This is a genomic window from Nostoc sp. ChiQUE02 (assembly GCF_034531305.2).
GTDB lineage: Bacteria > Cyanobacteriota > Cyanobacteriia > Cyanobacteriales > Nostocaceae > Nostoc.
The window spans coordinates 1-12163 of sequence record NZ_JAVRBN020000094.1 but is presented as its reverse complement, the minus strand read 5'-3'; the positions used below and the strand labels follow the sequence as shown (position 1 = coordinate 12163).

General features: G+C 40.0%; 13 protein-coding genes and 2 pseudogenes. 7 read left to right on the top strand and 8 right to left on the bottom strand.

The annotated features are described in order from the left end of the window. Positions 1–158: 158 nt before the first annotated feature. Positions 159–326: pseudogene (locus RM347_RS34830) on the top strand (DUF4112 domain-containing protein); the annotation flags it as partial. 34 nt (positions 327–360) lie between these two features. On the opposite strand, the gene RM347_RS34825 reads toward RM347_RS34830, so the two are convergent. Further along, on the bottom strand, positions 361–711 hold the full coding sequence (locus tag RM347_RS34825; protein ID WP_322716020.1) for a hypothetical protein: 351 nt from the start codon (positions 709–711) through the stop codon (positions 361–363). Continuing rightward, positions 665–826, bottom strand: a complete 162-nt coding sequence (locus RM347_RS34820) for a hypothetical protein (RefSeq protein WP_322716021.1) — start codon at positions 824–826, stop codon at positions 665–667. The genes RM347_RS34825 and RM347_RS34820 overlap by 47 nt, the downstream gene beginning before the upstream one ends. A gap of 146 nt (positions 827–972) precedes the next feature. Here RM347_RS34820 and RM347_RS34815 point away from each other — a divergent pair, with 146 nt between their 5' ends. From RM347_RS34815 to RM347_RS34805, 3 genes are all read left to right on the top strand, one after another. Beyond that, complete coding sequence (locus tag RM347_RS34815; RefSeq protein WP_322716022.1) at positions 973–2085, top strand: hypothetical protein; 1113 nt, start codon at positions 973–975, stop codon at positions 2083–2085. 15 nt (positions 2086–2100) lie between these two features. Next, positions 2101–2235, top strand: a complete 135-nt coding sequence (locus tag RM347_RS34810) for a hypothetical protein (protein ID WP_322716023.1) — start codon at positions 2101–2103, stop codon at positions 2233–2235. A 530-nt stretch (positions 2236–2765) separates the two neighbouring features. Further along, positions 2766–3188, top strand: coding sequence for a hypothetical protein (locus tag RM347_RS34805; protein ID WP_322716024.1), 423 nt, complete (start codon positions 2766–2768; stop codon positions 3186–3188). Positions 3189–3685: 497 nt separating this feature from the next. On the opposite strand, the gene RM347_RS34800 is transcribed toward RM347_RS34805, so the two are convergent. Continuing rightward, positions 3686–3958 (bottom strand): GlsB/YeaQ/YmgE family stress response membrane protein, encoded by a 273-nt coding sequence (locus RM347_RS34800; RefSeq protein WP_069068080.1) that lies wholly within the window; start codon positions 3956–3958, stop codon positions 3686–3688. A gap of 335 nt (positions 3959–4293) precedes the next feature. Here RM347_RS34800 and RM347_RS34795 point away from each other — a divergent pair, with 335 nt between their 5' ends. Further along, on the top strand, positions 4294–4662 hold the full coding sequence (locus tag RM347_RS34795) for an S-layer homology domain-containing protein (protein ID WP_322716025.1): 369 nt from the start codon (positions 4294–4296) through the stop codon (positions 4660–4662). 307 nt (positions 4663–4969) lie between these two features. Continuing rightward, complete coding sequence (locus tag RM347_RS34790) at positions 4970–6433, top strand: FAD-binding protein (RefSeq protein ID WP_322716026.1); 1464 nt, start codon at positions 4970–4972, stop codon at positions 6431–6433. A 68-nt stretch (positions 6434–6501) separates the two neighbouring features. On the opposite strand, the gene RM347_RS34785 is transcribed toward RM347_RS34790, so the two are convergent. Both RM347_RS34785 and RM347_RS34780 read right to left on the bottom strand, forming a co-directional pair. After that, entirely contained in the window at positions 6502–6936 is a 435-nt protein-coding gene (locus RM347_RS34785) for a hypothetical protein (protein ID WP_322716027.1), read from the bottom strand. Between the two features lie 118 nt (positions 6937–7054). Beyond that, a pseudogene (locus RM347_RS34780) lies at positions 7055–7276 on the bottom strand (transposase); the annotation flags it as partial. Here RM347_RS34780 and RM347_RS34775 point away from each other — a divergent pair. Further along, positions 7257–7430: a hypothetical protein gene (locus RM347_RS34775; protein ID WP_322716028.1), complete on the top strand. Its 174-nt coding sequence runs from the start codon at positions 7257–7259 to the stop codon at positions 7428–7430. The pseudogene RM347_RS34780 and the gene RM347_RS34775 overlap by 20 nt on opposite strands. A gap of 157 nt (positions 7431–7587) precedes the next feature. Here the strand turns inward: RM347_RS34775 and RM347_RS34770 are convergent, their stop codons facing one another. From RM347_RS34770 to RM347_RS34760, 3 genes are all read right to left on the bottom strand, one after another. Further along, positions 7588–8388 (bottom strand): isopentenyl phosphate kinase, encoded by an 801-nt coding sequence (locus RM347_RS34770; RefSeq protein WP_322716029.1) that lies wholly within the window; start codon positions 8386–8388, stop codon positions 7588–7590. 408 nt (positions 8389–8796) lie between these two features. Next, a complete protein-coding gene (locus tag RM347_RS34765) occupies positions 8797–10728 on the bottom strand; it encodes a S9 family peptidase (RefSeq protein ID WP_322716030.1) in 1932 nt (643 codons plus the stop codon). 459 nt (positions 10729–11187) lie between these two features. Continuing rightward, entirely contained in the window at positions 11188–11982 is a 795-nt protein-coding gene (locus RM347_RS34760) for an aminoglycoside adenylyltransferase domain-containing protein (protein WP_322716031.1), read from the bottom strand. Positions 11983–12163: the final 181 nt, after the last annotated feature.

The following is a 12163-nucleotide window of genomic DNA, read 5'->3' as shown; positions in this document are numbered from 1 at the left end:
GAAGCTTTAGCGCTGCATCGTACTCTTTCCAGTTACGAACTTTATAGTTGGCTTTGGCTTTCGTATTCATGATCAAACTAGCCGCCCAATAGTCAAAGTAGGCGTGGAATGGGGATAAGTAAAATTTACCATTTTTCCCTATTCACGCAACAACGCCTTTGGAAACAGTCGTTGGTACTGTGCCTTTAGTAGGTGATTTGTTTGATGCTTTCTATAAGTCCAACATTAGGAATTTAGCAATTCTGGAGCAACATTTGACAGTGGTTGAACCAGAACTTAAAGAAGTATCTGATGAACTTTACTCTGGTAAGTTCAGCCAAGTTTAAGTAAGAAAGTAGATAGAGTTTTTCAGAAATTGTCCTACACGGTATCATCCATCCAGCCGCACTCTGGGCAATCCCAATGCACCCTTGAGGTGTAGTCGCGGTCAAATTCATATTCGCATTGAGGACACTTGCCAGTAAATAAAGAATGGGTATCTAGCAGTTCTAGCTGTTGCTGTTGAGTCAAGCGCTGCTGTGGTTGCACAATCAATTCACCGTTGTAATAACTGGCCCCCTCTGGTTGCCATAACTCCTCTGCTTCGGCGTTGGGGTCAAGTCGAAAGTCCAAGCAGCTATCCCCCTGTGGCCCTGCTGGGTGAACGGCACAGACGAGGTGAGGATCATGTGAGTAGAGGAGACAGCGATCGCAGTGGGGAATTTTCGGCATAGTACCAGTGTACTGCTTTGTCACAAGCGATCGCTCTTGAAGCTGGCTTTTCCTCTAAGAATTTCAGAAGGGCGATCGCAAGAGAAGTGCAACTTTTCCTCTTTGAATATGTCATTTTTTCAATTGAGTTAAATCTAAACGATTAATTTGAGCATCAACACAAATCTTAACTTTATAATCGCACGAATCACCTGAGTCATTACCAATTCTTAAATATTGGCTTTTATACTGAATCTTGTTTATCAGCAAAGGTGAAACTGAATGAGTTTCAAAAAACTTTTTCTTGGGGCTTTTGGACTGCTTATAGCAATAGTAATTGGCATTTTAACAGATACAAAAGTAATTGCTCAATCCACCACTGATTTAGCTTTAGCTTTATATCATGCTCCTATTCACTATCAAGACACAGACAGCACCAAGTATAGTGGAGACTACATTACACGATTTGATTACGATAACGATTGGCGAGGTACAAATAACTGGGATAACCTAATCCTTTTTCCACTTTCTGCTCATGCTTACTATTCTGTAGCTGAAACTTGCACTCATTGGTTTGTTACATATTCCTTTTTCCATCCTCAAGACTGGACTGATATTCCTTTTGATCAAGAACACGAAAATGATTTAGAGGGTTTACTTACAATTGTCCGTAAGGACGGTTCAGCTTTTGGTAAATTAGAGGGCGTTGTCACTGTATTTCATAACGATTTCTACTCTTACACCCCAACTGGTAGTCCTTTACGAAATGGTGCAGAAAGTATTGATGGCACACTGACAATGAATAGTTACAGTGGTTCACAGCACCCATTGACGACTCAAGAAGCTAAAGGTCATGGATTAAAAGCTTGGCCTTATGCTGGAAACTTTAAGGGTGCAAGTAGCGAGGATGGGATTATTTACTATCCTTCCCAAACTACAGCAGAACTTCCTGCTTCGGGGAATGACCGCGATGTACAGTATCAATTGCTTGATGTGTTTGCTGAAGCAGGAATGTGGCAACATCAATTAAATGAAGCTTCTTTATCAAGTTCTTCTGCCAATACTTTCGCTAGTTGGGGAACTTTCAAGGGAGATTCGAGTGGTGGGTGTGGCGCTGGTACACCAACTTGCAGTACAAATTCTGCTAATACCCCTTGGGGTTGGGATGATTCAAATGATGGTGCAGTATATAAAGGTGAAATGGCTTTAGACCCTGCTCACCTAACTGATGTTTATTTTGATGGGCTTGGGACTTTTGATACTGCATACATCCGCAACCAATTTATTCAAGGATTGAAAGATAGAGGATATAATTCTGCAAATCTTCCTCAAGGTTGGCCTACTCAAATCAATCTTAATTCTCTGATTAGCAAACTCAAAAATCAATGCTCATAACCATAAATAAATTTTATGGCTAACGAGATTATGGAAAAAATTAAACAAGCCTCCAATGGTTTGTTAATAGACTTCTTGCAGAAGTCTAATGATGAGTCAGAGTATCCATTTGAAGTTTTTTGTGGTCTAATCAAGCTCAAGAACCAATGACCGCTCAAAAACTTCTCCAGTTAACAGGACATTCCCCAGAAACATAGTGTGTTGAAGGTAATTAGTAAAACTTTACTACTCCTGTCAACCACCCATTACGATAAACTTTGCGCCAAAAATTAGCTAACATTACTGTTGATTTAACCTCGTAAGTTCAGTAGTCAGTTTGCATTCCAAGCTAAAAATACAACAGGATAATAACTAACTGTGCTACTTACGTAGGTTAAATTCTTATTAGTGTTAGATTATGTCTATTGGTTGTACGAACGCCGGAAGTTGGACTAGAGAACAGACTCTTAACTTGCACTACAATTTATCTCACGTACATTGAAGACGTTTTTGTAAACTACCCCACACAGTTTAATTCCTCCCACGAGTGCGATCGCCACTCATCAGCATTTACAAGTGTTCAGGTAGTGTCGATAAGAGAGGAAACATCAGCGAAATACCAGCATCACAAGTAATTGATTATACATTGTATAATAGAGGTATTATTTTTACATTATTTGTGAGGAACTGAAAAAGGTTGTATGAAACTAGTTAAAAAAATTTTAGCAATATGTTTTCTATTATTTGGTATTCCATTTTCTGCTGTGATGATTCTAGAAATTCTCAATCCCAAAACTCCCGCTCAAGAAAAAGAAAATGATGTAGCTGCTTTAACTATTCTTACTATTCCGTCCACCATTATAGGAGGCTGCTTGAGTTGGTCTTTAGTGCAGCAGAATCGAAAGGAAAAAGCATTCCTTCTAGAATCAGAACAAAAGCGGATTCAGTTAGTATTCTTAGAATTAATTGAGCAAAATACTGGCAGAATAACGGTATTGCAACTGGCGAAAAATGCGGAAATATCAACCCAGTTAGCTAAACAATATTTAGATGAGAAAGCCAAAGAACTTAATGCTGATTTTGAAGTAAATGAAGAGGGAAATGTTTTGTATCATTTCTCTTGATACCCTTTTAGGGACTTAATCATAAATAAAATTACTTCTAAAAAGCGAAATTATGATTAAAATTGTCTGCAAGAATGTGATTTAAGGATTTTCATAGTACCAGTGTACTGCTTTGAAGCAAGGAATGCCTACGGCGGGCTACGCCTACGCACCCTTGAATTGCTGGCATATTTGGTTAACTGAGCAAGACAGGGCGAGGAGAGCAGCGTAAACTACGCACTCCCAATTTTTCCTCTAAGAATTATTTAGGGTGAGGCGATCGCTCGACTGAGTGCAACTTTGACTCTAAGAATTTTATGGGGTGAGGCGTAGGCGAACGCGAGTAGCGTCTCTAAGAGTTGCCCGTTGCAGACATCGCTTGAACCGCATCGCACCCCAACAAAATAATATTAGCGCCTACCTAAAGTTAGGTAAGCGCTACTGTTTTAATTAAATTCAGGGAGAAAATATAGTGAACTGAATTCCCTGATGTTTACTATTAATTCCAATTTAATTGATTACACAGCACTGCGACGATTTAGCAAGTTCCACAAGAAAACAGCGACAATTGCGCCAAGAACCGCTACTGCAATACCGGGAATGCTGAGTGTGGGGGCGGCTAATGTCAAGGTTCCTGTACTGAAGAATACACCCAAACTACCACCAACAAAAGCACCGATAATTCCTAATAAGATTGTTCCGAGAATTCCGCCGCCTTGATGACCGGGGTAGATAGCCTTTGCAATAGCACCAGCAATTAGACCTAAAACAATCCAAGCAAGAATATTCATTGTTTTAATTCGATAGACGTTTTTTACTGACAAATACACAATAGCAATCCAAACATTGACATTCAATCTACCAGCAGAATCAACTATTAATAGCCTTGAGGATGAACGCTGTTACTTCTTGTGATATACCCCCTAACTGAGATGGATAATTAATAAAAAAGCTCCTAGTTGGTCTAAAACCAGGAGCTTCGTTTATTCATTGCTTGATAATTGCAGTATAGGCATTTTTAATGATTTATCTCATCTACTTTAAGAATTAAGCTAAGTTTGAAAGCCGAATATTAATTTGATAAGGTGAAGGAGTAAATGGCTTGTAGCTGCAACCAATGTTTAAGATGTCCTCAATTGCTGGCTTGTTAAATTCAGCCACCTTTACAACTACCTTGGCATTAGCAACAATTATTTTTTATCCATCAAAAAGTCTGTCACAAATACCAAGCGACGGGCGCAACACAGTTCCCCAGGCAGGTTGCCTATCTGGGTATCCTGATGGCACATATCGAGGTTCGCGCCCAGTTACACGCTATGAATTCGCTGCTGGCTTGAATACGTGCCTAAATCAGCTAAATCAAGTTATTCCCGCTAACAGGGCGGATTTAGCAACGAAGCAAGATTTGGAAATTTTGCTCAAACGACAAAGGGAATTAAACCAACAACTTCAAGAACTCAACGAGCGAGTTGATACCCCACCTGCTACAAAATAAGCATTCGACAGCAATTAGTTTATGCGATGGCTCAAGCGCCCGAATTAAGAGCAATCGCTCTTAATTCTTAGAGGAAACCCCAAGCGACACTAAACATGTATTTTTTAAGGGCGATTTTTCCTCAAGTTAAGCCTTAACAGTATTTAACCGTATTTTTCACAAAATAATTGTATATTTTTTAATTTATGGCACAGCTATAAAATCACACCTTTTACTGAATAGAAATTCTCTTTTTAGTTAAGCAAACGTTAAAAACTATCAGTGTGTTGACTTGAAAAAGCAACTATTACACTATCAAGTAAAAATTATGGGACAAAACACTTCACGTCGCTCAGTTTTACAAGGTTTGATTACTGGTGCAATTGTTATCGGGTTTGATTTAACTACTCGTTCCTGGGTAACATCTGCCAGTGCCACATCTGTTTTTGAAAGTTTACCTTCCTTAGATGGAGTACTTTACACTGATAATGCGACACTTAATGATGCCAGTATTGATTTTGGTAATATCGTGCATCGTCAACCGATAGCAGTACTTAAACCAAGCTCAATTGAGGATATTGTTCAAGTTATTCAATTCGCTCGGACTCACAAGCTCAAGGTTGCCCCACGCGGTCAGGGTCACTCTACCTACGGTCAGTCACAAGTAGAAGCAGGCATTGTCATTGATTTAAGTACGCTCAACAAGATTCATTTTATCGGTACAGATCGAGCAATTGTTGATGCTGGAGTGGTATGGAGTCAGTTATTACAACAAACGCTTGCTATGGGATTAACACCGCCTGTTCTCACTGATTACATTGAACTTTCTATCGGCGGCACTTTATCAGTTGGGGGTATTGGCGGTGCAACTCATCGCTATGGTGTGCAAGTTGATAATGTTTTAGAACTGAAGGTAGTTACTGGTATTGGTCATCTCGAAACTTGTTCACCGTCGTACAATCGCAATCTATGGCTTGCAGTACTAGCAGGGCTAGGTCAATGTGGAATTATCGTACAGGCAACTGTTAAGCTAATTCCCGCCACTACCAATACCCGTGTGTTTCAGTTGTATTATGACGATTTAGCTACCTTTACTCGTGACCAACGCAAAATTATAGATGATGAGCGCTTTAACTATGTAGAAGGTCAGTTAGTTTCTAATAATGCTGGTGGATGGCGTTATCTGCTAGAAGTGGCTAGCTTTTACAGTCCTCCCTCTGTACCTAATAACAGTTTGTTGCTTGCGGGGTTAAACTATACTCGCGGTACAGAACAAATAGAGGATAAAACTTACTTTGATTTTCTCAACCGTTTAGCTCCGACAGTTGCCTTTCTCAAATCTATTGGTGTTTGGTCAAATCCTCATCCTTGGTTAGATTTGTTTGTACCTGGTAGCGCAGTTAACAGTTTTGTTGGTGAAGTCGCTGCCAACTTAACACTAGCTGATACAGGCCTTGGGCCAATTCTGCTATATCCAGTCAAAACAAACCGTTTTCATCTACCCTTGTTCCGGGTTCCTACAGAAGAGATTGTGTTTCTCTTTTCTATTTTGCGAACAGCAACACCACCAGAAGATGCTGTAGTTACACGGATGCTGTCTGATAATCGCAAACTATTTGAGCAAAACCGTGACTTGGGTGGTTACAAATATTCCGTAGATGCTATTCCCTTTGACAAAAAGGATTGGCAGCAGCATTTTGGTCGAGTTTGGGGAAATTTGGTAAGTGCAAAGCGACGTTACGATCCAGATAATTTACTAACCCCAGGTCAGGGCATTTTCGCAAACTGTTAGCTTAAGCTTTTCCTCTGGTGCGATGGCGTACCCGCCCACCGGATACCGTTGGCGAATTCCCCAAACGGCTAAACTGAACCGATTAGTTCAATAATGAAACGATTGAGAGCCTTCTGAGCAGTTTTATACCCAGTAGCTTGCTTACCTAACTTCAGTTGGGACAAAATGCGATCACGTAAAATTTCAAGTTCCTCTGTCGCTAACCCAACAAACTGTTGTGCTGACTTATCAGATGTCCGATGAAACTCACTTTGCGGTGTAATACTCGGTTGGGGTTTGGTTTCTGGTGGAGTGTCAGCTAAAAATTCTGAATTTTCCCGTGTAATACTTGGTAGATTATTATGCCTAACAATGTGTTCTAAATAATCAGCACGGGTTAAGCCAAAACATTCAGAAGCAATACCAATAGCTTTCCAAGTATCATCTGTTAGTCGCAAAGAGCGCACTTCACGATAGTCATCATTCTTAAGCGCAAACTTTCCTTGAATATCCCGTTTGAACATCAACTTTACCGTGTATTACATCGTAAGTTTAACCGAGAAAGGCGATAATTAACCATGTATTACACGGAAGAAGAGACATTTTTCTTGACGTTTGAGCAAGAAGTAATCACGGGTATGCCTAGCACACAGTAGCGTCTGCCAGCCTTGCAAAGTGTGAGGAGCGAGTTTTAGCCCTTGGTATCTTCTCCAACCACGCAAAAACTCGACTTAGATTAATAGCAGCAGCTGTGAGAATATGCTGTAGATGAGTTTTCGCTAGCCCAATGTAACGAGAATCGCGCAGTTCAAATGCTCGGACTCCTTGAGAGATAGTTCCTTCAATGCCGGAGCGCAGTGCATACTGTTTTTATGACAAACCAAGAGCAACTCACTTAAAATGTGTTGGTACAGGTAAGGAAGAGGACAACCAACAAGCAGGGGACAGAAAAGAAGAAGCACAGAGGTTGTGCGGTGGGAGCGAATTTCCGCCTGCTTTAATGGTTTTCTTTCCTTAGCGACAGTTCACATCTGGGTTCGCAGAATTTTATTCGTGGGATAGATTCATAGCTGCCTTCAGCAAGAACTGCCCTCTGCCTTTCTCAATGAGTTATCTCAAAAAGATTAAGGGTAAGTAATTCGGATTAACTACCAACAGTTTTGAAATCATTTTAGTTAAAATGCCCTAATTAAAGTGCCTAGAGTTGGCGTACCTAAAACTGAAGAGGCTAAATTCCCTGGGATATTCCCATCAATTATCCAGCAGTCAATCCCTAAACTAGAAATAGTCAAAAACTCCTCAACTTTCTTCGCCATCCCGCCAGTAACATCTACTGATTTGCTCTTGCCCAAGAAAGGTTTAATCTGAGAATAGTTAGCTTGAGTAATATTGGAAACTACTTGCCCATCTTGATCATATACACCTGCATAATTCCCAACATTTATTAGTCGAATTTTAAACTTACCTTGAAGATAGAAGTATTTCGCTAATTCTGCAAGCATTGCATCTGTCGAGAGGACAGTACCACCAATAGCTTCATCTAGAACGACATCACCAAAAACTAAAGGAATTAAACCTGCTTTTAGACTACTTTCTATTACACTAAAGTCACTCTTCAACAGTTTCTTATTATGAGTGATTATCATAGTAATAGGTGGCAAACTTACCACTGGCAAACCTGCTTGTAAAAAACTTTTAGCTAGGAGGAAATTTAAATCTGAAGCATCTTGGTGAACTAAGCAAAATCCTAATTTTTCTTCATTACATGAAAAACCATTAATTGTATTATATTTATTCGCTGATTGGTGGGCGAAAGAACCAGCACCGTTACCAATAATCAGTTTCAGATTAGGATTTTCATGTTTGATTAGGCTCACTTGCTCAACCAGTTGTGTTATAACTTCTCTTCGAGCAGTATAAGGTTTATCCTTGTCAGTAATTAAGGAACCTCCTAGCTTCACTAATACTAATTCCATAATCAAATATTAAATGAGGAAAAACAAAATTTATCAGAAAATAATCCTAAATAAAAAAATCAAAATTACTAGTAATTTCAACACAATTTAACAAAATACATGAAAGTAAACAGTAAAGTTTAGTTACAAAATAATGCAGAAATTGCGTTGCATCTGTGTTGCCGATGGATAGCTGGAAATTAGGATAATTTTTGTGGTTCTATCTTTAACTCTTTTATTAAACCTCAAACTACTTGATAAATTTGATACTTTAATTTTCATGTTCAGCTATTATTCGCTGTAATTAACCTTTACTCTAAACCCAATGCCGAGTTAAAAATGCACAAAAGCGAGTAAGTATTGCGGTCAAGCCTGTCGTGAAGCACTGCAAACTACTACAATGGCGGCGATCGCCTTGTTAAGTTGGAGCTAAAAGTTTTCAATGACTACAGGCTCAACTGGTTGGGCAATTTCAAAATTGAAAATTCGTGAATAAAAGTAAAGTTCTGCTGACAAAGAACGCTTGATGTTTGCGGCTTTGCGAAAACCATGTTCTTCACCCTCAAAAGCAACATAAGCCACTGGTACACCTTTTGTTCTTAGGGCTGTAACCATTGCTTCAGTTTGATTGGGCGGAACTACTCGATCTTCTAATCCCTGAAAAAAAATCATTGGGCAGGCTAGACGCTCACTAAAGTTAATTGGCGAACGCTGTTGATAAATCTGACGCTGTTGTGGATAAGGCCCAACTAGACGATCCAAGTACCGGGATTCAAACTTATGTGTGTCCCGAACTAAAGCTTCCAAATCACTGACACCAAAATAGCTGGCTCCTGCTTTAAAAGTATCTCGGAAAGTTAAGGCACAAAGCGTTGTGTAACCACCTGCACTCCCACCGGAAATGGTTAGACGAGCGCCGTCTACATCTCCCCGTGACACTAAGTAACGCGCACCGAAAACACAATCATCCACATCTACAATTCCCCAATTCCCAGAAAGCCGTTGCCGATACTCCCGCCCGTACCCTGTACTGCCACCATAATTTACATCCAAAACCGCTATTCCTCGGCTAGTCCAATACTGAATGCTAAAATTGAGGCTACTAGAAGTTGTTGCGGTGGGGCCACCGTGACTTTTGACAATCAAGGGCGGTTTTTCAGTCTCAGGAGCCGTATAGTCACGGTTTCGAGGTGAGTAGAAAAGGGCGTATGCTGTTTTGCCATCAGATGTTTCGTACTCAATAGCTTCAGGTAAAGAAAGATAACCAGCATCAATAGTTACATCACTAGAACACCGTAGTACTTCTAGCTCTTTAGTTGTCAGATCCAAACGGACAATTGCTGCTAATTGAGTTGGCGAACTTCCACGAAAAACCACCTGGTTAGAGGTCGCGTGGACAGAGCTAATATCTGTATAGGGCGTATCTATTAGTTGTAAGTTAGATGTTAGTGTATCAAGGCTTGCTAAATACCAAATGCCTTGCTGGGTATAAGTACAAATAATCTGGTTAGCAGACCCAAAAGCATAAGTGGACATCCCAAAATTCCATTGCGGCTGACCAAATTCTGCTTCCATTTGAGTTAGCGCTTCTACATTTTCATCTTGCCAACGATATATATTCCACCAACCTGTACGGTCAGAAACAAAATACAACTTACCATCTGGCGACCACTGTGGCTGAAAAATAGACTCATCCAAATCCCCAGCAATTTTTTGAGTATTTCCCAAAGAACCATCTGCCTTTAATTCCCCAACCCATAGTTCAGTCCCATCCCAAGGCATATTAGGATGGTTCCAAGTCAGCCAAGCTAAACGTGAACCATCCTGGCTCAGGCGAGGCGAAGCATAAAAGTCATTTCCAGATACTAATAGTTGGATTTTATGATCTCCGTCTAGTTCCACGCCGACTAAACTATTACTCGCCTCCTTTGTCAGATCTGTGTGATCTTCATATACACAAATAATTCGGTTGTTTTGACGATCAAAAACACCGTCTGCATAGCGTGTGGCAGCTTTTGGGGTGATGGCTTGCGGCTCTTGATTGCTTTTTTGATAATATAGGCGTTGATCGATAAAGTTGGAAAAGTAAACAGTGCCATTCACCACAAGAAAGGAACTGCCACCATATTCATGCACACGAGTACGCACATTGAAGCCACTAGGCGTGAGGGACTGGATTTTACCATCTGCATCCCGCCGCACTATGACATTTCTACCTGACTCTGATGGTCGTAACTCACTCCAGTAAATCTCTTCGCCACAGAGGGCAATTTGTCCCAACCCAATTGTACTTGCAGTAATTAAGTCTGTTGTTATGGGCGATCGCCAACATCCGTAAGACGCTACTTCTGCTTTGATCACGCTTTATTCTGCTCCCTGTTCCCAAGAATCATACATTGTCTGTAAAGGCAAAACTCTGACACACCCACTTATACTAATCTCTAATTCGTAATCCTAGCCTCTAGCTAGCAGCAAGCTACGTAATTGAAAGTTCTTTAATATAAATATTTTAGGATTTTAGGCAACCAGATCATTGGCGTAAGCCCTCACTGCCGACCAACGGGTGCAAGGCTCAAAGGAGGCCACTTGTATAAGAAAAACTGCCCTGGGCAAGGAGTTCAGGGCAGCACTTGATAAGCGCAATAAAATAGGGGACTTTTAAAGCGTTGTCTCTTGGTTTATACATAATTCGTTTGGTATGTAATATTCTTCTTCTTTTGTTTTGTGTTTTATGCAAAACTAACCAAAAATCTTGAAACTGCTCTCACCAAGAGTTAGCTGCCAGCATCAACAGCATCCCAGATATAAGCAAGTCAGATGTCAAATGCCTATTTCGTTACATACATTAATTACATAGCGTAAGAAGCGTACTGTTTCAACAGCACGACTCATTTTGCTGCGATAAGAAGAACCATGCCGAATTTCACGGAGGTTAATTGCCTCTTGAATAAGTTGATGCCACTTTGGTGGAAGATGCACTAATGCATATCGACCAGCCTCCGTTTTGGAGAGGATTTCATCCTCTCTTAACACGTAAAACAGACGCAGAACACCAAGCACAGCCCACTCAATACCACTATCTGTTAATAAATATGCTACTTTACTTGGCACTCTTGTCCAACTTACCCAATAGCTGTTCAGATTTTCCTTCATCTTTCTTTGCAGCAGATTCCAATCAACTGTAAATCCAAGGTTTTCTGGTGGAAGTCCAATCAGACAAATGCCTCGATGTTTCAACACCCACCAAGTAGCTTGGTTTATGTCATGATATCCAGCAGAGTGCAGAACGCTGTCATGATAGTAGGGATAAGGAGCAATTTCTTGTTGCTCACGCCCGACATCTTCAAGAAGCAAATAACTTCCTTCCAGTTTCCACCGTGGATAGCTCAGTTCTAGTTTTTTATGAACTGCTTTTAGTTTTTTTACCTCGGATGTTGTAGCTCGTTGTATGAGAATAGTAATAAAATCAATGTCACTCAAGTATGGGTTAAAGGCATTAAGTGCAATAGAACCATGAATATAAAAGCCTTCTATCAGACCCGGAAGTTCGATTTGTAATAACAACAAATAATCATTTAATACTGGACGAATACATTTTGGGATACGAGTATCCATATTTAATAAACCGCATTACCTTTATGATTCTTCAGTACTTGTTATGCCAAATTATTAAGATATAAATACAAGCAATGTCAAAAAATGTATCAATAATTTGCTAAAAGTACTATAAGGATTGACATCTAAAGAATATTTCTTGTTAACTGTAAATAGGATTCCAACTATTTTTACATAAATT